21 protein-coding genes and 2 pseudogenes are annotated in these 20607 nt (G+C 68.1%); 13 read left to right on the top strand and 10 right to left on the bottom strand.

All coding sequences use genetic code 11. From position 1 onward, the window contains the following. The first annotated feature begins 26 nt into the window (after positions 1 to 26). The 5 genes and pseudogenes from E3O28_RS00200 to E3O28_RS00180 all read left to right on the top strand — a co-directional run bounded on the left by E3O28_RS00200 (position 27) and on the right by E3O28_RS00180 (position 3837). Positions 27 to 713 (top strand): TetR/AcrR family transcriptional regulator, encoded by a 687-nt coding sequence (locus tag E3O28_RS00200; RefSeq protein WP_104102113.1) that lies wholly within the window; start codon positions 27 to 29, stop codon positions 711 to 713. A gap of 249 nt (positions 714 to 962) precedes the next feature. Continuing rightward, a pseudogene (locus E3O28_RS16765) lies at positions 963 to 1073 on the top strand (xanthine dehydrogenase family protein subunit M); the annotation flags it as partial. A 49-nt stretch (positions 1074 to 1122) separates the two neighbouring features. Beyond that, positions 1123 to 1920, top strand: coding sequence for a VWA domain-containing protein (locus tag E3O28_RS00190; protein WP_241972943.1), 798 nt, complete (start codon positions 1123 to 1125; stop codon positions 1918 to 1920). Continuing rightward, a complete protein-coding gene (locus E3O28_RS00185) occupies positions 1920 to 2660 on the top strand; it encodes an SRPBCC family protein (RefSeq protein ID WP_134342874.1) in 741 nt (246 codons plus the stop codon). Before E3O28_RS00190 ends, E3O28_RS00185 begins: the two co-directional genes overlap by 1 nt. Before the next feature lie 34 nt (positions 2661 to 2694). Continuing rightward, positions 2695 to 3837, top strand: a complete 1143-nt coding sequence (locus tag E3O28_RS00180) for an XdhC/CoxI family protein (protein WP_134342873.1) — start codon at positions 2695 to 2697, stop codon at positions 3835 to 3837. Positions 3838 to 3845: 8 nt separating this feature from the next. Here E3O28_RS00180 and E3O28_RS00175 read toward each other — a convergent pair whose 3' ends face one another. Both E3O28_RS00175 and E3O28_RS00170 read right to left on the bottom strand, forming a co-directional pair. Further along, entirely contained in the window at positions 3846 to 6074 is a 2229-nt protein-coding gene (locus E3O28_RS00175) for an MMPL family transporter (RefSeq protein WP_134342872.1), read from the bottom strand. Positions 6075 to 6421: 347 nt separating this feature from the next. Continuing rightward, complete coding sequence (locus tag E3O28_RS00170) at positions 6422 to 6784, bottom strand: hypothetical protein (RefSeq protein ID WP_134342871.1); 363 nt, start codon at positions 6782 to 6784, stop codon at positions 6422 to 6424. A gap of 279 nt (positions 6785 to 7063) precedes the next feature. On the opposite strand from E3O28_RS00170, the gene E3O28_RS00165 reads away from it, so the two are divergent. After that, a complete protein-coding gene (locus E3O28_RS00165) occupies positions 7064 to 7972 on the top strand; it encodes a hypothetical protein (RefSeq protein WP_241972942.1) in 909 nt (302 codons plus the stop codon). Here E3O28_RS00165 and E3O28_RS00160 read toward each other — a convergent pair. Beyond that, positions 7959 to 8894, bottom strand: coding sequence for a DnaJ domain-containing protein (locus tag E3O28_RS00160; RefSeq protein WP_134414987.1), 936 nt, complete (start codon positions 8892 to 8894; stop codon positions 7959 to 7961). The two genes, E3O28_RS00165 and E3O28_RS00160, sit on opposite strands and share 14 nt — an antisense overlap. A gap of 145 nt (positions 8895 to 9039) precedes the next feature. Here E3O28_RS00160 and E3O28_RS17290 point away from each other — a divergent pair. Together E3O28_RS17290 and E3O28_RS16760 are read left to right on the top strand one after the other, a co-directional pair. Beyond that, positions 9040 to 9264 (top strand): annotated as a pseudogene (locus E3O28_RS17290) (hypothetical protein); the annotation flags it as partial. A gap of 62 nt (positions 9265 to 9326) precedes the next feature. Beyond that, the gene (locus E3O28_RS16760) at positions 9327 to 9689 is read left to right on the top strand and encodes a DUF1345 domain-containing protein (protein ID WP_241972941.1); all 363 of its coding nucleotides are present in this window, start codon (positions 9327 to 9329) and stop codon (positions 9687 to 9689) included. 9 nt (positions 9690 to 9698) lie between these two features. On the opposite strand, the gene E3O28_RS00150 is transcribed toward E3O28_RS16760, so the two are convergent. From E3O28_RS00150 to E3O28_RS00145, 3 genes are all read right to left on the bottom strand, one after another. Continuing rightward, positions 9699 to 10004 (bottom strand): hypothetical protein, encoded by a 306-nt coding sequence (locus E3O28_RS00150; RefSeq protein WP_134373686.1) that lies wholly within the window; start codon positions 10002 to 10004, stop codon positions 9699 to 9701. A 26-nt stretch (positions 10005 to 10030) separates the two neighbouring features. Then, positions 10031 to 10195 (bottom strand): hypothetical protein, encoded by a 165-nt coding sequence (locus E3O28_RS16105; RefSeq protein WP_158250294.1) that lies wholly within the window; start codon positions 10193 to 10195, stop codon positions 10031 to 10033. A 69-nt stretch (positions 10196 to 10264) separates the two neighbouring features. Beyond that, positions 10265 to 10978, bottom strand: coding sequence for an SOS response-associated peptidase (locus E3O28_RS00145; protein WP_134414986.1), 714 nt, complete (start codon positions 10976 to 10978; stop codon positions 10265 to 10267). A 129-nt stretch (positions 10979 to 11107) separates the two neighbouring features. Here E3O28_RS00145 and E3O28_RS00140 point away from each other — a divergent pair, with 129 nt between their 5' ends. Together E3O28_RS00140 and E3O28_RS00135 are read left to right on the top strand one after the other, a co-directional pair. Beyond that, complete coding sequence (locus tag E3O28_RS00140) at positions 11108 to 11944, top strand: DUF3097 domain-containing protein (RefSeq protein ID WP_104102232.1); 837 nt, start codon at positions 11108 to 11110, stop codon at positions 11942 to 11944. 248 nt (positions 11945 to 12192) lie between these two features. Continuing rightward, positions 12193 to 12396: a cold-shock protein gene (locus E3O28_RS00135; protein ID WP_035840308.1), complete on the top strand. Its 204-nt coding sequence runs from the start codon at positions 12193 to 12195 to the stop codon at positions 12394 to 12396. A 103-nt stretch (positions 12397 to 12499) separates the two neighbouring features. Here the strand turns inward: E3O28_RS00135 and E3O28_RS00130 are convergent, their stop codons facing one another. After that, complete coding sequence (locus E3O28_RS00130) at positions 12500 to 12979, bottom strand: Lrp/AsnC family transcriptional regulator (protein WP_104102139.1); 480 nt, start codon at positions 12977 to 12979, stop codon at positions 12500 to 12502. Between the two features lie 106 nt (positions 12980 to 13085). On the opposite strand from E3O28_RS00130, the gene E3O28_RS00125 reads away from it, so the two are divergent. Beyond that, on the top strand, positions 13086 to 14384 hold the full coding sequence (locus E3O28_RS00125; protein WP_134414985.1) for an aminotransferase class I/II-fold pyridoxal phosphate-dependent enzyme: 1299 nt from the start codon (positions 13086 to 13088) through the stop codon (positions 14382 to 14384). Between the two features lie 89 nt (positions 14385 to 14473). On the opposite strand, the gene E3O28_RS00120 is transcribed toward E3O28_RS00125, so the two are convergent. Beyond that, entirely contained in the window at positions 14474 to 16288 is a 1815-nt protein-coding gene (locus E3O28_RS00120; protein WP_134414984.1) for a DEAD/DEAH box helicase, read from the bottom strand. A 56-nt stretch (positions 16289 to 16344) separates the two neighbouring features. Between E3O28_RS00120 and E3O28_RS00115 the strand changes: the two genes are divergently transcribed. Beyond that, positions 16345 to 17133 (top strand): SGNH/GDSL hydrolase family protein, encoded by a 789-nt coding sequence (locus tag E3O28_RS00115; RefSeq protein ID WP_104102147.1) that lies wholly within the window; start codon positions 16345 to 16347, stop codon positions 17131 to 17133. A 403-nt stretch (positions 17134 to 17536) separates the two neighbouring features. Here the strand turns inward: E3O28_RS00115 and E3O28_RS00110 are convergent, their stop codons facing one another. Then, the gene (locus E3O28_RS00110) at positions 17537 to 18769 is read right to left on the bottom strand and encodes a D-alanyl-D-alanine carboxypeptidase (RefSeq protein WP_104102150.1); all 1233 of its coding nucleotides are present in this window, start codon (positions 18767 to 18769) and stop codon (positions 17537 to 17539) included. Positions 18770 to 18795: 26 nt separating this feature from the next. Next, positions 18796 to 19599, bottom strand: coding sequence for an RNA methyltransferase (locus E3O28_RS00105; protein WP_104102152.1), 804 nt, complete (start codon positions 19597 to 19599; stop codon positions 18796 to 18798). 101 nt (positions 19600 to 19700) lie between these two features. On the opposite strand from E3O28_RS00105, the gene E3O28_RS00100 reads away from it, so the two are divergent. Next, entirely contained in the window at positions 19701 to 20561 is an 861-nt protein-coding gene (locus tag E3O28_RS00100; RefSeq protein ID WP_104194042.1) for a Sir2 family NAD-dependent protein deacetylase, read from the top strand. Positions 20562 to 20607: the final 46 nt, after the last annotated feature.

The raw sequence follows: 20607 nt of genomic DNA, 5'->3' as shown, positions 1-20607 counted from the left end.
GCTAAAGATATATAGACTCAGGTTTCATGTCAACCGATCCGAGCGCATCGCGGCGCAAAGCACCGATCGAGCGGGCGGCGGAAATCGCCCGCGCCGCCCGGGAGATCGCCCTTGACGAGGGCTTGTCGGCCCTCACACTGCGTGCGGTCGCCTCCCGGATCGGGGTGACCCCGGCCCTGGTCAGTCACTACCAACCGAGCATGGACTCCCTGGTGGCTTCCACTTTCGGGGCGATCGTGGCCGCCGAGATCGGCGAGGTGGCGGAGGAGCTGGCGCCCTGCGAGACAGCCGTGGCGGCCCTGCAGACGCTGATCGACACTCTGCTCGGACCCGAACGCAGCACCGTGACCGCGGTCTGGCTCGACGCCTGGAGCCTCGGCCGACGCCACCCTGCGCTCGCCGTGGAGGTGGGCGTTCAGATGGACGCCTGGCAGGCGTTCCTGGCCGTCCTGCTGCACACCGGCTGCGCGCGCGGCGAATTTCGGGCGATCGACCCGGACGCCGTCGCCTGGCAGCTTTTGGCGATCATCGACGGGCTGAACGCGCACGCCATCGTGCGCTACGGCCATGCACAGCGGCTGCGCGGTCTCGTGCGCACCGTCGCCGAACACGAGCTGGGGCTGCGCTCCGGGGCCCTCGGGCCCGGGGACGACTCCGGCCGCCGACCCGAACCTGACCATCCCCCGGCACCGATCACCGTGCCTGTATACTGAGTACAGACTTCCGGTCATGGTTCTGCTGTGAACGGACGGGCGCTGGTTGAGACAGTGCATGAGGCCCCGGCGATTCGTCGCCGGGGCCTTTCCCGTTGCGGGACCGCCACTGAACCCTCGACGTTCTCCGCTGCGGGACGGTCGCTCCCGGCGGCCGACTCCCCGGCGGCCCGGAGGCGTCCCGATTCGCGTTGACAACCCGGCGGCCCCGGAGCGCTATGTGACACGATTCCAGCTTCTCTCGACCATGTGCGCGCCAGCACGGTCGACGATGCGATCACCCGACTCGAGCGCCATGGTCCGGAGTCCCGGGTCATCGCGGGCGGGCACAGTCGTCAGCCGATGATGGAGCTCCGTCTGGCCAGACCCGAGTGGCTGATCGTCATCAACAAGCTCTTCGAACTGGACTTTGTGCTGCGCGATCGCGGCGGACCAGGCGCCGCTGCTTCAGCCGTCGGTCCTGGCTCCGGACGAGGTCGCCCAGATGCGTCGCCTGGTGCGCCGGATCGCCCTCGCCACGCCGGAATGCGTCAGCAGCCGCACCTGGAAGAGCTCCCGGAGCGCGCCGAGGCTGGACCTGCGCCGCACGGTCAGGGCGGCGCAGCACAGCGGCGGGGAACCGGTGCGCCTGGTCTACCGGCGCCGGCGCACGCGACTGCGCCGTTTGATCCTGCTGTGCGATGTGTCCGAGTCGATGGAGCCGTACACGCGGGTTTTCCTGTCGCTCCTGCAGGGCGCGGTCGCGGAGGCCGAGGCCTTCATCTTCTCGACCGGATTAACCCGGCTGACCCGTCAGCTCGCGGCGCGCGACCCGGACCAGGCTCTGGCACGGGCTGCCACCAGCACCCAGGACTGGGCAGGCGGCACCAGGCTGGCAGAAAGCATCCGCCATTTCACGGATGCCTGGGGTCGACGTGGCCTCGCCCGCGGGGCCGTCGTCGTGATCATCTCGGATGGGTGGGCGCTGGACGACCCGGAATCGGTGCACACCCAGATGGCCCGCCTGCGGCGCCTGGCCTACCGCATCATCTGGGTCAACCCCAGGAAGATCGCTTTGCACTACCAGCCGGTGGTGGGCGGCATGGCGGCCGCGTTGCCCTTTGTCGACGCGTTCGTCAGCGGGCACAGCTATGCGGCCCTGGCAGAAGTTACGGCGGCGATTCGCACCGACCGTTCGTACCCACACGAGAATACGAGGACCCGTTGATGCACATCAACAGCACGTTCTCCGTCGTCGCACCGATCGACGAGGTGTGGAAGACTCTGATGGACTTCGAACGTGTCGCCGGCTGCGTTCCGGGGGCACAGGTGCTGAACAAGCTTTCGGATGACGCCTATCAGGTCGGAATGAAAGTGAAACTGGGTCCGGTGACCATTCAGTACAGAAGTCAGATGACCGTTCTCGAACGCGATGCGACCGCGCACCGCGCCGTGTTCGAGGGGCGCGCTCAGGAGACCCGCGGCCAGGGCACGGCGCAGGGTACGGCCACCCTCACCCTCGTCGAGGCGGAGGGCGAGACCCAGGGCACGGTCAGTGCCGAGGTGGCGCTTTCCGGCAAGGTGGCCGCGACGGGGCGCAGCATCATCGGCAGCGTCACGGACCAGATGATGGCCCTCTTCGCCGAGAACCTGCAGGCCATGGTCACGGGTCCGGCTCCGGAACCGGCGGTGCCTGCTGCCGGGGCCACGACCGGGAAGACCGCCGAGACGGTCAGTGGGACGGGAACCGCGACGGCTCCGCCCGCCGCACCGCCGGCCCGGCCCCTCATCACGACGGCGCCTACCTCCCGGGCGCCGCAGCCGCCCGCCGAGACCAGCCTGAACGCCCTCGATCTGGCCAAGGGCATCGTGGTGGATCAGCTCAGCAGCCTGCCCAGGCTACTCGGCGTGATCGCAGCGGTGGCGTTTGTCGCCTATTGGATCGGCCGCCGCGCCGGCGGTCGGTAGACCCGGATGAGCGAAACCGGAAGGGTCACCACCTGTGCGTGAGGTTCTGAACCCGCTGCTGACGGGATGGCAGGCCGGCGGCATTGCCGGCCTGGCCACCGTCGTGCGCACCTTCCAGTCCGCCCCCCGGCCGGCCGGCGCGTCGATGCTGGTCACCGCCGACGGGGAGGTGGTCGGCTCGGTCTCCGGCGGCTGTGTCGAAAGTGCCGTCTACGACCTCGCGACCCAGGTGATCGAGGATGGGCGGCCGGTGCTGGTGCGCTACGGCATCAGCGACGACGACGCCTTCTCCGTTGGTCTGACTTGCGGCGGCATCCTCGACGTCTTCGTCGAGCCAGTCAGCCAGGTGAGCTTCCCGGAGCTGGCCGCTGTGGAGCAGGACATCACCGGATCGGCCCCGGTAGGGGTCGCGACCGTGATCGCGCACCCCGATCCCAGCCGTCTGGGCCGACACCTGATCATCCGGCCGCACGGCTTCGACGGCGATCTGGGCTCCGAACGGGCGAACCGGGCTATCGGCGACGATGCTCGCGGGCTGCTGGCCGCCGGACGCAACCGCACCCTCACCTACGGTCCCGACGGTGAACGACGCGGTGAGGGCATGCGGGTCTTCGTCAACAGCTACGCCCCGCGCCCACGGATGCTGGTGTTCGGCGCCATCGATTTCGCGGCCGCCCTGGCCCGGCTGGCTTCCTTCCTCGGCTACCGTGTCACCGTCTGCGATGCCCGCGAGGTCTTCGCCACGCCGGCCCGGTTCCCGGAGGCCGACGAGGTCATCGTCGGCTGGCCGCACCGCTACCTGGCCGAGCAGGTCGCGGCCGGGCTCGTGGATGAGCGCACCGTCGTCTGCGTGCTCACCCACGACCCGAAATTCGACGTGCCGCTCCTCAAGGTGGCCCTGACCCGCGGCCCATTCGCCTACATCGGTGCGATGGGGTCTCGGCGCACTCACGAGGACCGACTGACCCGGCTCCGCGAGGCAGGTGTGGGCGAGGCGGAGCTGGCAAGGTTGCACAGCCCCATCGGGCTGGATCTCGGCTCCCGAACCCCGGAAGAGACGGCCGTGTCCATCGCCGCGGAGATCATCGCCGAGCAGTGGGGCGGCACCGGAGAGCCGTTGGGCAGCCTGGCCGACCGGATCCACCACGACGACCTGGACGAGCCGACCTCGGTGTAGCCGCCGCCCTACTCCCGCATCCCGAAGCGGGCGTAGATCGGATGCAACCACCTCGGCGCCCACCAGAGGCCCTTCTCGAGCGAGGTCATCACAGCGGGAACCACGATGGTGCGCACGAGGGTCGCGTCCAGCAGCACGGCCACGGCGAGGGCGACGCCGATCTGTTTCATCTGCAGCAGATTGCCGGTCGCGAACCCGGCGAACACGATCACGATGATCAGGGCCGCGGAGGAGATGATCCGGCCCGAGCTCTGCAGACCCGTCTCGATAGCGAGCCGCGTGGCCTCACCCGCCTCGTAGTGCTCCTTGATCCGGGCGAGCAGGAACATCTCGTAGTCCATGGCCAGGCCGAAGCCGAAGGTGAGCACGAGGGTCAGAACCAGAGGGTCCACCCCGGCGATCGTATCGGCATCGAAATCGAGCAGGCCTGCGAGATTTCCCTCCTGGAAACCCCAGACCAGGATACCCACGGAGGCGCCGAGCGAGATGACGCTGATCACGAGGGCGGTGAGCGGGATGACCACGGAACCGGTCATCAGGAAGAGCAGCAGGAACGTGGCCCCGGCGATGATCAGGGCAGCCCAGGGCGCGCCGGCGACCAATGAGTCGACATAGTCGACCGACGCGGCATCCGTGCCGCCGACCCAGTGGTCGAAGTCGGGCCGGTAGTCCCGGATCTCCCGCACAACGGCCGGGCCCGCGTTCTGGTCGACGCCGACGCGCGACACCCAATGCCCGTTCACCAGGGCCGGTGGTGTCGTGCCGGTGACCTTCGGCAGCGTCGCCACCTCCTCGGCCCAGGCCGCGGCGGACGCCTCATCGGTGTCCGAGACGAGCTGCACCAGCGGGGCCGTGGCGAGGGGGAAGTGGTCGTTCAGCGCCGTGACGAACCCGTACTGGGTCGAGGCCTTCGGGATGGCGTCGGCGCCGCCGCTGGACACATTGATGTTTAGCGCGGGGCTGCCGAGCAGGAGGAGCACGGCGATGCCCCCGAGCGCCACGAGCACGGGCGCCCGTTGCACGCGGCGAGTCAGCCGGGAGAAGACGCCCTCCCGGGGGGCGACGTCGCCGAAACGGGTCAGGAGGGGACCGAGGCCGGGGATGCGGGTCAGCAGGCCCGGCTTCAGCAGCCGTTCGCCGAAGTACCCGAGCAGAGCCGGCACAAGAACGAGCGCCGTCAGGATGGCGATCAGCACCACGGAGACCGCGCCGATGGCGATGGCACGGATGATCGTCGGTTCGAAGACCAGCAGGCCCACCGTGGCGATGGCGAAGGTCAGACCGGAGTAGAGCACCGTGCGGCCGGCCGTGTCCGCCGTGATGCCCACCGCCTGCAGCATCAGCTCGTGACGTTCCGTACGCGTTTCGCTGTCGCCGGCCCGCTCCACGAGTGCCCGGAACTCCTCGCGGAACCGGCTGACGATCAGGAGCCCGTAGTCGATGGAGAGCCCCAGCCCGATCACGGTGATGACGTTGAGCACCGTGGTGTCGATTTCCATCAGGTAGCTGAAGCCGAAGAGGGCCCCGAGAGCGCCGGCGATCGACGCCAACGCCCCGATCAGCGGGATGCCGGCCGCCAGGAATCCGCCGAAGATGACCAGCATCACAAGGAGGGCGATCGGCAACGCGATCAGCTCGCCCTTCTGCAGGTCGGCCTCGGCGACCGCCACCAGGGATTCCACCAGGAGCGGGGTTCCGCCGACTTCCACGGTGGCGTCCGGCTCAAGCTGCCGGACCTCGTCGGCCGCCACGCCGAGCCGTTCTTCCACCTCGCCCAGCAGGTCATCACTGAGGTCACCGTCTGGTGCCACCATCTGGGCGTTCAGCAACAGTCCGGTGCCGTCGGGCACCAGGAGAGGCATCGCAGCCGGGTTCGGCGAGCCGTCAGGGAGCGGTGGGATGGCGAGCGGGTTGATGACCTCGGTTACCCCGTCGACTTCCAACAGGTCGGTCGTGGCCGCGGTGAGGATCAGGCCCAGGTCCGGGGCGGACAGGTCGACGTCGTGGATCAGCAAAGAGAGAGATTCCGTGTCTGCGCCCTCGGTGCCCTGCAGCAGATTGGCTGCGTGGCTGGCCTCGCCTTCAACGGTGGGTCCGGCGCTGGAGAGCCGCTGGAAAAGGTTCTCCCCCGTCACCCCGATCAGTGCCGTCGCCACGCACGCGGCGATCGTGAGCGCCCAGAGCAGCAGAGAGGTGAACCGGTGACGGGCGATCAAAATGCCCAGTGTGCGCAGCATGGCAGAAGTCCTCCGGTCTCAGGCGGCTACCGCCAAATTACTCCACCCGGCGCCGACGGACCGACACCTGTCGGGTGCCGGGACACACCGCGGGAGGTGTACGCTCGGAGTTATGCCCCGTATACCCATGGGGGTATAGTCCGGGTTGGCCTGATCGCTGCCACTTGGGACGAACGTGCGCCGCAAGATCCTTGTCGGTCGAGTCCGGGGCTCTGCGACAACTTCATCCCGAACGAATTCGACGGAGATTCTGCTCTAAACAGCGCCCGTGGGCTAAAAAACGGGAGTTTGACCTAAAGTTCCGTCGAATTGGTTCGAGACCGGAGACGACCAGGACTCACACTCACCTAGGGTGCCTCGTCGACGATGCCGATGAATGCGTTGCCGATGCCGTCGACCTCGGTGCGTTTGAGGCCGGCGGCGGCATCTGGGAGTTCCTCGGATCCGTGGTAGTCACAGGTCAGATAGGTGAAGGCGGGCCACCACTTCTTGGGACGCGCGGCTTCGGAGAACCCGCAGACATCACAACGTAGTTCCACCCAGACCGGCTTCTTGCCGGTGCGGTTGGCCCGAGACTGCACGAGCCACGCCGGCGGGTTGCGCTCGATCTCGGCCAGTTCAGCCTCCGACATCCGGGAGGGCAGTTCGTGGCGCTGCGCCATTTCGATCGGGATATCCAGGCGCAGGGCGGCGATTCGTCGGGTAATCATCTTGACCAAGGATAGGCGTTCCCGGGCCGGGTAGCCTCGTCGGCTACGGCACTCCCTGCGTCAAACTCGACTTTCTCGACCCGTCGACGTCGGCCGAGGCCCGGAGCACCAACGGTGCGATCACGGTGGGGCTGCCGGCGGACGGGGTGACCTACCGGGTGGACGCCCGCGCGACCAACGGCGAGAGTGACAGCGGGTCGGTCCCGAGCGACTCCTCTTCCCGCCGCTCCATCACTGCGGCGACCGCCAACGGGAAGGTGACGGCCGAAGGGGCCGCCCATGAAACACTGGGGTATGCGCGATACCCTCTCTCCCCTCGGCCTGCTGCTCGACGTGGACGGGCCGATCGCCAGTCCGGTGTCCCGGACCATCGCCATACCGAGCATCATCACGGATCTGATCAGCCTGGCCGGAGCCAACGTTCCGATCGCATTCATCACCGGGCGGTCGTCGACATTCATCCGCGAGAAGGTTGTCGCGCCCCTCCGCGCAGCCGGACTGCCCGAGTCGATGCGCATGTACGGGGTCTGCGAGAAGGGAGCCGTCTGGTTCCCGATCACTGCCGCGGGGATGGGCGAGATCGTCGTCGATGACAGCGTGGCCCTGCCGACCGCCGCCGTGGATATGCTGCGCAACCTCGTCGTCGACGGGTTCAGCGACACGATGTTCTTCGACGAGACCAAGCAGGCCATGGTCTCGGTCGAGCAGCGCACGGATGCCGACCACGGCCGGTACCAGGCCGCCGCGGTGGAGTTCAACGAGGCCGCATTCGGGGTGATGGTTGAACTCGGGCTGGGCATCCGTTTCGGTGATCGAGTCGTTCCGGACCAGGCCGGCACCGTGGGATTCCGGATCGACCCGACGATCATCTCGACCGACATCGAGTCGGTCACCCTGGACAAGGACCGCGGCGCGGAGCGGGCGCTGGCCTTTTTCTCCGAATCGGGAACACTCCCCCGGGTCTGGCGCTCGGTCGGCGACTCGCGCAGCGACTACCTGATGGCCGACCACCTGCATGCCGCCGGCTATGACGTCTCGCATGTGGATGTGCGGCCGTCCGACGGTATCCTCGAGCGCCCCTACCCCGTGATCGTAGAGGGGTCCCTGATCCACGACGCGGCCGGCGCAGAATTCCTCCGGTACTGGGCCGACAAGCTGGGCCTGCGCGAAGCGGCTACTCCGAACTGAAGCGGATGCCGTCCTGCAGGCGGCTCCGCAACTCGAACACCTTCTCGAAGCTGCCGCGGTCCATTCCGGGCAGCCCGCTGCGCAGCACCCCGATCAGCCGTGACCTCGGCAGCGTGATCACGGTCGGGCGCCGGCCACGTCCGGGGACCGTCAAAGGGTCAGTCAGGGCCTCGTCGGGCAGCACGACCAGCACAGCGGTGAACCTCACCCGCAGCGACTTCGCCAGAGCCCGCACGACACCCTCGACGTCTTCGATCGGACGAACATCGGGGCCGAGGGCGTCACCGACGAGCTCCCCGCGCCGAAGCTGTACCGGCCCGCCCCAGTCCTCGGACAGGACCGCGAACAGTCCCGCCGGGCCGAGCACGACGTGATCGACCTTGCCGCCCTGCATGCCGGCAGACACATCATGCCAGGCCGTGAAGCCGATCCCGAGGGCGGAGACGAGTTGCGCCGTTGATTCCTCGGCCAGAGCCTTCGCCAGCCAATGCCGGATCTCCCGCGGCGCCGAACGGATCAGCGTCGGGGCATACGGGTCATCGATAGAGGTTCCGCGCCCGGCCCATTCCCGAAGCAGTTCGAGGTAACGCTGGCGCGCCTCCCCACCTGGATGGCCGTACATGCGCGCGCGCGGCCCAGCCTGCGTGGCCTGCCCACGGCCGGCTCCGGAGGCGTAGGCGGGGCGCTCCGGCTCGGGGAACGCGTCCGGGTACCGGCGGCGGTCATAGTCGGCGCGCCCCTCCGGGGTTCCCACCCGCTCCCACGCGATCTGAACGAGGTGGAAGGCGGCGGCGTCTCCGCCGACGTCCGGATGCGTGTGGCGCAGCAGGCGACGGTAGGCACGACGAAGTTCGTCGTCACTTGCCGACGGGCTGACGCCGAGTACCTCGTAGGGCGACGCCGCGGTCGGGCTATCTGACATCCAGCGTTCTCTTTCAGCGTTAGTGCGGCCGGCAATGGAACAGCCAGCCAATCGTTCCCTCACACTACCGACCCTGGCTGGCATAACACCGGATGCGCCCCGGGCCTCGGCCCGCAGAGACCCGATTTAATGGCACGATCAGCATATGACGACGCACGGCCAACGCCTCCACCGCTCGAGTACCCGACTTATCGGCATGTTCGCGGTGGGTGTCGTCGTCGCTGTTCTGGCCGGGGTGTGCGGGAGCTGGACCCTGGCTCCGATCGCGGGCTGGGCGGCCGCCTGCGTGACGTATGTCACCTGGGTGTGGATCACCATCGGCCCCATGGACAACCAGAACACGGCCAGCCATGCCACCCGGGAGGATTCGTCCCGAGGTGCCGCCGACATCCTGANATTCTTCTCAGCAGCCTCGGCAGCCTCGGCGCTCTGGTGTTCCTGCTGGTGGGGACCGACACCAGCTCGGTCACCGCACGGGGAATCCTGGCGGCGGCGGCGGTGCTCAGCGTCGGACTCTCCTGGATTCTGGTGCACACCCTGTTCACGCTCCGCTATGCCTCGCTCTACTACTCCGGGCCCGACGGCGGGGTGGATTTCAACCAGGTGGTGCCACCGAGTTACGGGGATTTCGCCTACCTGGCCTTCACAATCGGGATGACTTTCCAAGTGTCAGACACCAGTCTGCAAACGCACGCAATTCGGATGACGGCGTTGCGCCACAGTCTGCTCTCGTATCTGTTCGGCTCGTTCATCTTGGCTACCCTGATCAACCTGGTGGCCGGCCTGTTGCGCTGACGAGGCCCGTCAGTCGGCAAACTCCCGGACCGGGCGCACAGTGCTCCCGCCGAAGACGACCACCCACACGCCAGCGTCGCCGTCCACGGTCAGCCCGTCGGGGTAGCCGGCCGCGGCCGGAAAGCCGGCACAGGGAAATAGGCCAGGGAACCGGCCATCCGAGTCGCAACCGCCCTCGTTCATCCCCAGGCCGGGAACATTCGAGAGCACGTCCAGCTTGGTGACCGTTCCCGCGGCGTCTTCGAGCGCGAACCCTCGTTCGAGCGCGAGAACGGATCCGCCGACACTTCGGGGCCGGAGGGCCGCCGCGATCAAGCCGACATGGTACCGGGGGCTGCGACCTAGTCGCGGAGGATCTGCACCGGGATGGCCACGGCCAGGGAAACGCAGAGGATGCCGCTGAGGAAGATCGGCAACTGCCAGGCCGTCACCTCGAACGCGAACCCGAACAGCCAGAGACCGAAGACGAAGATGGCCATTGCGACGGTGAAGGCGACGGCGTTCATGGTGCGATCCTTTCGAGCGATGCCCGCACTGCACGCCGGGCCGATGTGTCGAGCGTACCCGGTCGAGCGTCAGACCGTCGACGGCGCCCCGACGGGCTCGATGAGTTCCGGACCGTCACCGCGCACCGGGGCGACCTCGTGATAGCTCAGGCTCTCGACGGTCTCCCGGGCGGCGGCCACCGCGGCGTCGATCAGGGCCTGGTCACCCGGAGTATGGGGGTCGAGCCACTGGTCCCACCATTCTTCCGCCAGGATCACGGGCATCCGGTCGTGGAGGGCGGCCAGGGGACCCTCGGCGTCCTGGGTGAGAATCGTCGCGGACAGTACCCACCGGGCCGGGTCGTCGTCGGCCAGGGCCGGATTGCGCCACCAGGAATAGAGGCCGGCGAAGGCCAGTGGAAGACCGTCGTCTGAGTGGATGAAGTACGGAGTCTTCACGGTGCCGTCCGTGTGCCACTCGTAGTAGCCCGTGGCCGGGACCAGCGCGCGCCGGGAGGCGACCGAACTCTTGAAGGTGGGCTTCTCCGCCGCCGTTTCGGCACGGGCGTTGAAGGTGGCGAAGGACGACTGCAGCTCGGTCGCGAATGAGGGGACCAGGGACCAGCGCGCGCCCTCGAGCCGGCGCACAACCGGCCCGGCCTTGGCTGACTCGAGCACGATCGGGATCTTTTCGGTGGGTTTGATGTTCCACGACGGTTCCGGCAGGTTCTCGCCCTCGTGCTCGACGTCGAACATCGCGGCGAGATCGGACGCCGTGTCCGTGATGATGAATCGACCGCACATGGAGACAGGTTACTACCGGACGCCGACACCCCGGCCTGAGAGCGCAGACCGTGCCGGCCATCCGCTAGCGTCGATTCCGGTGTCGGCGAGGCGCAGGAGCGAGGAAGACCGTCAATGGACGAGCGGAACATGCAGGATCGGTACAGTGCGGATGTACTTTCCCCCGGCTGGCGGGACGCTGGCCGGAAGGTCATTCCGACGCAGGAAGCCATGCCCGATCTGGTCGTCGAAGAGGTCGCGACCGGTTTTTGCGGTGCCGTGGTGCGGATCGAGAAGAAGATCGTCACCCTGGAGGACCGCCACGGTCAACTGCGCCTGTTTCCGCTCGGCGGCGGATTCTTGATTGACGGCGAGCCGGTGGTGCTCGTCGTCCCGGTCAGGGCGGCGCCGCAGGGCCGCGCCCGCACCGCCTCGGGATCGATGGCCGTGCGGGATGCCCCGGCGCGGGTGGCCCGAGCCAGCCGCATCTTCGTCGAGGGCCGGCACGACGCAGAGCTTGTGGAGAAGGTCTGGGGAGCCGATCTACGGATCGAGGGGGTCGTCGTCGAGTACATTGAGGGCGTCGACAACCTCGAGGAGCTCCTGCAGGAGTTCCGCCCGGGACCCACCCGGCGGGTCGGGGTGCTGGTCGACCACCTGGTGCCCGGATCGAAGGAAAGCCGGATCGCCGACGCCGTGGCGCGCGGACCGCACGGCCGGAATGTGCTCGTGGTCGGGCATCCATATATCGACGTATGGCAGTCCGTGAAGCCGAACCGCCTGGGAATCACGACGTGGCCCGCGATTCCGCGCAGCATCGAATGGAAGCACGGGATCTGCGAGGCCCTCGGCTGGCCCCACGAGGACCAGGCCGATATCGCCCGGGCCTGGCAGCGGATCCTGGGTCGGGTGCGCACATTCGCCGATCTGGAGCCGCAACTGCTGGGCCGGGTGGAGCAGCTGATCGACTTCGTCACCACCGAGTAGTGCAGGGTGCGCCCTGATCGGGTCATAACCTGCAATCAACGTAACGCTTTGGAACCGAATTGGCACGGAATCTGGATGCACCGCGGCGATGTGGGCTAGGGTTGTCTCAGTAGTTGTAGTGCTTGCACGTCTTATAACGCGGTGACCTCGGTCGCCGCGGCGTATTCCTTTCGGAAGCGGACGACGAATACCGCGACGAACGGCCTCGAAAGTCGGGGCCTTTCTAACACTCCTGGAGGAGTTTCATAATGGCAACAGGTACCGTGAAATGGTTCAACGCTGAAAAGGGCTTCGGCTTCATCGCTCCCGACGACGGAAGCGCCGACGTGTTCGCGCACTACTCCGCGATCGCATCGAACGGCTACAAGTCGCTCGACGAGAACCAGAAGGTCGAGTTCGAGGTAACCCAGGGCCCGAAGGGTCCTCAGGCCGAGAACATCCGCGCCCTCTAAAGTTCGCAACTGCTCAACTAGCGAGGCGGCTTTCCGAGTCGCATAGCTCACGAGCTTCGACAACGCCCCTGCTTCGGCAGGGGCGTTGTCTGCGTTAAGCGAACTATTTGACGAGGTCCTGCCAGCCGTCACCGTCGACGTACTCGAAGATAAGGTTAGTCTCGGTGTGCGCAACCGCCGGATGCTCCGCCAGATGCTGCAGGACGAAGTCACGCAGGTCCGACGCGTCCGCCGCGGCCACGTGCAGCAGATAGTCGTCGGCGCCGGCGGTGTGGAACAGGCCGATCACCCCGGGCCAGTGCGGCGCCGCCGCCCGGAACGCGTCGATCTGCACGCGGGCGTGCTTGACCAGACGAACCGAGATCAACGCCTGCAGGGACGCGCCCAGCGCGGCCAGGTCGATATTCGCGCGATAGCCTCGGATGTGCCCCAGCTGCTGCAGCCGGCGCAGGCGTAGCGACACGGTCGACTCGGCGACGCCGATCTCCGCGGCCAGCGCCGCACCGGAGGCACGGGCGTTGACGGACAGCGCACGCAGGAGCGCCCGGTCGACCCGGTCGATTTCGGCTTTCTTCGGTTCCATCGGCCTACTCTTTCTTCCGTGAGCAGTTTATGCGAAAGCTTTCGCTGATTCGCAAGGGTCTGCAAGGATGATTGCGCCGTGCGGCAGAATCTGTTTGTGTCTGTGCATGACGCCAACGCTTCCGCTGCCGCCCCTGCCTTCCCGCGGACCTGCCCTGCGGCCATCGGCCCCGCACCCAGACACGGTTGCCGTGCACGGCGGGATGGCCGGGCTGACAGCGGCCGGTTCGCATGTGCCCGTGATCGACCTCTCCACGACCAATCCGCTGGCGGGAGTCGAGTGCGGCGGGGACTCCTACGAGAACCTCGCCACCGGAGGTACGATCCGCGAGGGCGATTCCGCGGTGTACCAGCGACTCTGGCAGCCCGGAGTCGCCCGGTTCGAAACGGCGCTGTCGGCCCTGGAGGGCAGCGAGGGCACCGTCGCCTTCGCGAGCGGAATGGCCGCGCTGGCGGCCGTGCTGATCGCATCCGTGGCCGGCGGCACGCCCCACGTGGTGGCCCTCCGGCCGATCTACGGCGGTACCGACCATGTGCTCGCCACCGGGCTGCTCGGTACGACTGTGTCGTGGGTCGATCCCGACGGGGTTGCCCAGGCAATCCGGCCGGACACCGGGCTGGTCATTCTGGAGTCCCCAGCGAACCCGACGCTGGCGCTGACCGACATCCGTGCCGTGGTCGCGGCGGCCGGCAGCGTGCCGGTGCTGGTCGACAACACGTTCGCCACCCCGGTGCTTCAGCGCCCGGTCGATTCGGGCGCCACGCTGGTGCTGCACAGTGCGACCAAATTCCTGGGCGGCCACGGAGACGTGATGGGCGGCACGGTCTCCGGCCCCGAGCACTGGATGGTGCGCCTGCGCCAGGTGCGGGCCCTGACCGGCGGTGTGCTGCATCCGTTCGCCGCGTATCTGCTGCACCGGGGGCTGCGCACGCTGCCGGTGCGTGTGCGCGCCCAACAAGCAACCGCCGGCGCCGTCGCGGAGCGCCTCGCGGGTCACCCCGCACTGGCCCGGGTACTGTACCCAGGGCTGCCCGGGCAGGACCCGCTGGGGCTTTTGGGCCGTCAGGCGAACGGGGCCGGGTCTATCATCGCCCTCGACCTCGCGGGCGGTTTCGATGCGGCCGTGCGCTTCACCGAGGCTTGCACGCTGATCACGCACGCGGTCTCCCTCGGCGGCGTGGACTCGCTCGTGCAGCATCCGGCCTCCCTGACCCACCGCCCGGTCGAGGCCGGCGCCCGGCCCGGTGCCGGGATCGTGCGCCTTTCGATCGGCCTCGAGCACGTCGACGACCTGCTCGCCGACATCCTCGCCGCCTTGGACGTAGTGATGGACGTCACTCCCGACGGGGCGAAGGTCGTGGTGCCGAACACCGCGGCCGCCGAACCCCAGGACGCCGTCGCCTGAGAGGCCGATTCGGTCGAGAGTAGCCGTTCAGCGGGTCACTCCCGCCCGGAACGGGCACCCGCGACGCTCAAATGCGGTTCCGCCGCGGGTCAGCTGCGGCCGAGGCGGCGGCGGAGCAGGTCGATCCGTTTTTGCAACTGGGTGACGCTGGCCTGTGCGACGGCGGGCCCGCCGCACTCGCGCCGGAGTTCGGCGTGCACCATGCCGTGGGGTTCGCCGGCGAGCTTCGACCACATGCCCACCAGGCTCGCCAGCAGCGTGCGCTGCTCCTTGAGCGTGCGATAGAGCGGTGGCGGGTCCACCGGGGCGACCTCGCCGGTGACGGGATCCTTGCGTCGCTCGGTGGAGCGCTTGGCTTGCCGGTGCTGGCGCTGACGCAGCAGCTCGGAGACCTGCTCAGGCTCGAGCAGACCGGGGATGCCAATGAAGTCGAACTCCTCGTCGGTGCCCGGTTCCGCCAGCTCGCCGAACTCGTCGCCGTTGAACATCACCATGTCGAAGGTGGCCTGGGAATCGATGGCCTGCCAGGTGAATTCCTCGCCGAGGTCGTCGGAGGCCTTCTCCGACTTGTTGGCGTCGGCGACCATGGCGTCTTCGGGGTTGTACATGCCGTCGTCGCCGTCGTCGCGGTTGCTGCGGTCGAGGGCGTGGTCGCGCTCCAGCTCGAGCGCGTTGGCCAGGCTGAGCAGGCTGGGCACATTGGGCAGGAAGATGGATGCCGTCTCACCGCGGCGCCGGGCCCGCACGAACCGGCCGATGGCCTGCGCGAAGAAAAGCGGTGTGGAGGCGCTGGTCGCGTAGACGCCCACGGCCAGGCGCGGCACGTCGACCCCTTCCGACACCATCCGCACGGCCACCATCCAGCGCGAGGTGTTGTGCGCGAACTCGTCGATCCGGTCGCTCGACTCCTTCTCATCGGAGAGTACGACGGTCACCGACTCCCCCGAGATCTCCTGCAGGATGGCCGCGTACGCGCGCGCCATGGTCTGGTCGGTGGCGATGACGAGGCCACCAGCATCCGGGATGCCGTGGCGCACTTGGGTGAGGCGCAAATCGGCGGCGCGCAGCACTGCGGGGATCCACTGCCCGGTGGGTTCCAGGGCGGTGCGCCAGGCCTGGGAGGTGATGTCCTTGGTGTTACCCTCGCCGAGTTTGGCTTCCATCTCGTCGCCGGCGCGGGTGCGCCACTTCATATGCCCGGCGTAGACCATGAACATGACCGGGCGCACGACGCCATCTTCGAGGGCCCGGCCATACCCGTAGTTGTAGTCGCTCTGGGACAGACGGATGCCGTGCTCGTCGGGCAGGTAACTCACGAACGGGATCGGCGAGGTGTCAGATCGGAACGGGGTGCCGGTGAGCGAGAGGCGGCGGGTGGCCGGCTCGAACGCCTCCCGGATTGCGTCACCCCAGCTCAGCGCGTCCCCGCCGTGGTGCACCTCGTCCAGGATTACAAGGGTGCGGTTGGACTGGGTCAGCTGCCGGTGCAGCGCCGCCCGGCTGGCCACCTGGGCGTAGGTGACGGCAACGCCGTGGTAGTGGTTGCCGTAGCGACCGTTGGCGTTCTTGAAGTTGGGGTCGAGCCGGATGCCCGCCCGCGCCGCGGCATCCGCCCACTGGCGCTTGAGGTGCTCGGTGGGCGCGACCACCGTGATGCTGTCGATCAGTCGGCGGGCCTTCAGCTCGGCGGCGAGCCGCAGGGCGAAGGTGGTCTTGCCGGCGCCCGGCGTCGCCGCGGCGAGGAAATCACGCGGCTGGTGCACGAAATACGCTTCCAGCGCTTCCGCCTGCCAGGCCCGCAATTTGCCGGCCGTGCCCCACGCGGCACGCTCCGGGAACGAAGGCGAGAGATGCTCGGCTGCACTCGTCCCCTGGGCAGGACCGAAAGGGGGTGGAGTATTCACGTCATACGAACTTACCCGGTGAACGGACTGCCGTGATGCGGGGGGAGAATGGAGCAATGACGACGCCGATGCATCCGTGGTCCCGCTATGTCGCCCTCGGGGACTCCTTCACCGAGGGGGTGGGTGATCCCGAGCCGACGAGTCCGGGTGGGAACCGGGGCTGGTCGGACCGGGTCGCTGAGGTGCTCAGCCAGGGCACACCGGACTTCGCCTACGCGAACCTCGCCGTGCGGGGCAAGCTGATCCGCCAGATCAGCGTGGAACAGGTGGAGACAGCGCTTGCGCTGCATCCGGATCTGATCACCTTCTCCGGGGGCGGCAACGACGTACTCCGGCCGGGATCCGACCCCGACCTCATCGCCGCCCGGGTCGAGGAGCAGGTGCTCCGGCTGAGTCGCGATAACGCCACCATCGTGCTGTTTACGGGCGCCGATGTGGGCTTCTCCCCCGTTTTCCGTGGTATTCGGGGCAAGATCGCGATCTATAACGAGAACCTGCGCGCGGTCGCGACGAAGTATGACTGTGTCGTCGCCGACCTCTGGTCGCTGACCGAGATTCAAGATGCCGGCATGTGGTCTGCGGACCGGCTGCACCTGAACGCCCTCGGCCACCATACCGTCGCCCGGATGGTGCTTTCCGATCTCAACGTGCCCAATGCCCTCGAACCCCGGAAGCCCGAGCCAATGCCAGGGCGCACCTTCCGGGAGGCCCGCACGGAGGACATGCAGTGGGCGCGGGAGTACCTGTTGCCGTGGGTTCTGCGCCGTATCCGGCACCAGTCCTCCGGCGACCACGTGCTGCCCAAGCGCCCAGATGCCCGGCCGTTCAGCCAGCCCCGGCACTAGACCGGCTCGGCGGCGGCGAGCCCGCGCCGCCCTTCGTCCGGCCGACGGTGTCCGGTCACCAGCGTCCGGTCACCAGCGTCCGGTCACCAGCGTCCGGTGTCGAACCAATTCGACGGAGATTCTGGCGAAAATGCGGGTTTCCGATTGATTACGGCCGAGTTTGAGAAAAAACTCCGTCGAATTCGTTCGGGCAACGGGGCTACGGGGCGGAGCGCGAGAGGTGGGCCCGAACCCGACAGGCGCTGCTTCGGATCCGGCCGGAAATGTGGCTAACTCAGGAGATCCGACCGGCTGGGGCGGGCATCGTCACCGGTTCGGCACTGGTCCGCAGTGGCCGGTGAGCGCGGGCGACGGATGTCCTGAGTTGGCCACACGCGCGGGCTCAGCCCGGCCTCACGTGCGACTAGCCCGCGGCCAGCTCGGCCGGGTGGGTGAAGCGCCAGGCGGCACCCGGGTCGGTCAGCTCGCGCTCGAGCACCAGCGGCACGCTCACCGTGGTCTCCCCCACCTGGAAGTCGATCGCACCGGCCGAGTCGCCGACCTCCCCGAGGGTGACCGGGCGCGCCGCCGGGACGGCCGTGATGGGCGTGTCCGACCAGACCACGGCGAAGGCCGCCTCCGCGGCGACCGCCCGACTCTTCTGCCCCCACTGGGTGGCGTAAGTCGCGTAGGCGGCACCCTTGTCGGCCAGGCTTACCGCGCGGAAACCGGGTTCGACGCTGTCGAGCAGGTCCACGATCGACGCATTCAGCTCGGGATGAGTGTCGCCGCCGAGCATGACGCCGACCAGGGTGATGGTCTCGCCGCCGACCGTGAAGTCGGCCGAATACAGGAGGCAGGCGCCTGCCTCGTCCGTGGTTCCGGTCTTCATCCCGGTGACACCGTTGGAGCCGAGGAGCTTGTTGGTGTTGGTTACCGTGCCGACGGTCGGCAGGTCGGACGTCTCCATGGACACGATCTCGGCCAGGACGGAGTCGGCCAAAACAAGCTTGCCAATCTTGACCAGGTCGCCCGGACTGCTCACGCTGGCCGGCGACAGCCCACTGGTGTCGGCCACCGCGGTGTCGGTCAGACCGTTCGCGGCCAGCCAGGTTTCGGCCTCCGCCAGGTAGGCATCCACGGAACCGAATGCCCAGATCGCCAGTGAAATGCTGTAGTTGTTCGCGGAGGGCAGGAGCATGGCCTCGAAGGCCTCACGCTGGCTGAGCACCATGCCGGCGGACACGGGCGCGACCGAGCCGTCCTCGGCCAGCACGTCGTAGTAGATGTCGACGTCGTCGTCGGTGAACCGGATGTCCGGGCCGGGCTCGTTCAGGCTCAGGGGTTTCTCCTCGAGCAGCACGAGTGCGGTGACCATCTTCGTGATGCTCGCGATCGGCATCGATTCCTGGTCGCCGGTGGAACCGAGCAGCCCCGGGTAGCCGACCGCACCGATGGCGCCCGCACCGGCATCCGGCCAGATCAGCTCGGCGGCCGGCTGGGTGAGCGCGGCCGGTTCGATCAGTTCGACGGCCGCGGCCGGCACCGGGGCCAGCCCCGTGCCGGCCAGGTAGCCGACCCCGCCCAGGGTGAGAACCAGTGCCGCCGCGAAGGCAACCCGACGGCGAAGGAACGTTTGGCGTCGGGTCAGTGGCATCCGACGACTCTACCAAGCGCCCGCGTTCAGACGCGCAGAGCGTACAGCGCGACGGCGCTGGCCGAGGCCACATTGAGCGAGTCGACGCCGTGGAGCATGGGGATCGTCACGACGGTGTCGGCGGCCGAGAGAGCCTGGGTGCTGAGCCCATCGCCCTCGGCGCCGAGAATCAGGGCCAGCCGTTCCGGCGCGTTCCCGGCGAACTGCGGGAGGCTGACGGCGTCGTCGGACAGTGCCAGGGCCGCGAGGTGAAAACCGGCCCCGTGCAGCATCGGGGCGGCCTCGCTCCATTCCGGCAGTCGGGTCCACGGCACCTGAAGCACCGTGCCCATGCTCACCCGCACACTGCGCCGGTAGAGCGGGTCTGCGCAGCGCGGCGTGATCAGGACGGCGTCCGCGCCGAGACCGGCGACCGAGCGGAAAATGGCGCCCACGTTGGTATGGTCCACGATGTCCTCGAGGATCACAATGCGCCGCGCGTCCCGGATCACCTCGTGCACCGGCGCCAGATCCGGACGGTGCATCGCCGCCAGCGCACCACGGTGCAGGTTGTAGCCGGTGAGCCGTTCGAGAACGGATGCCGCGCCGACGTACACGGGCACGTCCGGCCAGTCCGCGAGCAGCGGCAGCACGTCGGGCAGCCACTGCTGCTGCAGTAGCACGGACCGCGGGCGGTGGCCGGCCGCGAGGGCTCGGGTGATGACTTTGCTGGACTCGGCGATGTACAGCCCGCCGGCCGGTTCGGAGACACGGCGGAGCGCGACATCTGTCAAGCGCGAGTAGTCGGCGAGACCGGGCAGGTCAAGGTTTTCGATGGGGACGATCTGCACAGCGGGACGCCTTTCACGGGGATGATCCGTCCAGCCTGCCAGTTCCCTCCCCCAGTCGAAAACCGGCGAGTTTAGACTCGGTGTACACAGGATGGAGCTCCATGACCACCGAAACGCTTCCGGTCGCCGTCGGCGCCGCTGCCGCCGCTCTGGATGCCGTGGCCGAGGTGCTCCGCGGTCGCCACATCGCGGTGCTGACCGGAGCCGGTCTGAGCACCGATTCCGGCATTCCCGATTACCGTGGGAAGGGTGCCCCCGTGCGCACCCCGATGAACTTTCAGACCTTCGTCGGCGACGAGCGGGCGCGCAAGCGTTATTGGGCCGGCAGCCACCTCGGCTGGCACCGGTTCCGCTCTGCGGAGCCCAACCTCGGGCACCGGTCCCTCGCCCGGCTGGAGCAGAGCGGACTGATCAGCGGGGTCATCACGCAGAACGTGGACGGCCTGCACACCCGCGCCGGGTCGCGGCACGTCGTGGACCTGCACGGGTCGTTGGACCTCGTCGTCTGCCTGGACTGCGGTCAGGCATTCGGCCGCGACAGTGTGGCCGCGCGCCTCGAAGCGGCCAACCCGACACTGATGACACCGGGCGACGTGCGCACAGCCCCCGACGGCGATGCGGAGGTGTCCGACATCGACGGTTTCACCATTCCCGACTGCACGGTCTGCGGCGGTATGCTCAAGCCCAACGTCGTCTTCTTCGGCGAGCTGGTGCCGACGGTGAAGTTCACCGAGGCAACGGCGCTCGTCACCGGTGCGGAGGCCCTGGTCATCGCCGGCTCGTCCCTGTTTGTGAACTCGGGCATCCGTCTGCTGGAACAGGCCCGGCGCCGCAAGCTGCCGATCGTCGTGATCAACCGCGGCGAGACCAAGGGCGACGGCCGGGCACTGCTCAAGCTGGAGGCGGGCACGTCGGAGTCGCTGGCGGGGCTGGCCGACCGCCTCGCCGGCGCACCGGCGTGAAACAGGCCCGGTCCACCACCACCCCCACCCCCGCGACAACGGAAAC

The organism is Cryobacterium sp. TMT2-14, from assembly GCF_004402465.1.
In the GTDB taxonomy this organism is placed as follows: domain Bacteria; phylum Actinomycetota; class Actinomycetes; order Actinomycetales; family Microbacteriaceae; genus Cryobacterium; species Cryobacterium sandaracinum.
This window is presented reverse-complemented; position numbering and strand designations above follow the sequence as displayed.

Excerpts from the sequence above, each read along its gene's own strand:
- E3O28_RS00135 (WP_035840308.1), top strand. The coding sequence starts at position 12,193 with ATGGCAACAGGTACCGTGAAATGGTTCAACGCTGAAAAGGGCTTCGGC.
- E3O28_RS00200 (WP_104102113.1), top strand. The coding sequence starts at position 27 with ATGTCAACCGATCCGAGCGCATCGCGGCGCAAAGCACCGATCGAGCGG.
- E3O28_RS00185 (WP_134342874.1), top strand. The coding sequence starts at position 1,920 with ATGCACATCAACAGCACGTTCTCCGTCGTCGCACCGATCGACGAGGTG.
- E3O28_RS00175 (WP_134342872.1), bottom strand. The coding sequence starts at position 6,074 with ATGCTGCGCACACTGGGCATTTTGATCGCCCGTCACCGGTTCACCTCT.
- E3O28_RS00160 (WP_134414987.1), bottom strand. The coding sequence starts at position 8,894 with ATGTCAGATAGCCCGACCGCGGCGTCGCCCTACGAGGTACTCGGCGTC.
- E3O28_RS16105 (WP_158250294.1), bottom strand. The coding sequence starts at position 10,195 with ATGAACGCCGTCGCCTTCACCGTCGCAATGGCCATCTTCGTCTTCGGT.
- E3O28_RS00100 (WP_104194042.1), top strand. The coding sequence starts at position 19,701 with ATGACCACCGAAACGCTTCCGGTCGCCGTCGGCGCCGCTGCCGCCGCT.
- E3O28_RS00145 (WP_134414986.1), bottom strand. The coding sequence starts at position 10,978 with ATGTGCGGTCGATTCATCATCACGGACACGGCGTCCGATCTCGCCGCG.
- E3O28_RS00170 (WP_134342871.1), bottom strand. The coding sequence starts at position 6,784 with ATGATTACCCGACGAATCGCCGCCCTGCGCCTGGATATCCCGATCGAA.
- E3O28_RS00140 (WP_104102232.1), top strand. The coding sequence starts at position 11,108 with ATGCAGGATCGGTACAGTGCGGATGTACTTTCCCCCGGCTGGCGGGAC.
- E3O28_RS00115 (WP_104102147.1), top strand. The coding sequence starts at position 16,345 with ATGACGACGCCGATGCATCCGTGGTCCCGCTATGTCGCCCTCGGGGAC.
- E3O28_RS00130 (WP_104102139.1), bottom strand. The coding sequence starts at position 12,979 with ATGGAACCGAAGAAAGCCGAAATCGACCGGGTCGACCGGGCGCTCCTG.
- E3O28_RS00110 (WP_104102150.1), bottom strand. The coding sequence starts at position 18,769 with ATGCCACTGACCCGACGCCAAACGTTCCTTCGCCGTCGGGTTGCCTTC.
- E3O28_RS00125 (WP_134414985.1), top strand. The coding sequence starts at position 13,086 with ATGACGCCAACGCTTCCGCTGCCGCCCCTGCCTTCCCGCGGACCTGCC.
- E3O28_RS00165 (WP_241972942.1), top strand. The coding sequence starts at position 7,064 with ATGAAACACTGGGGTATGCGCGATACCCTCTCTCCCCTCGGCCTGCTG.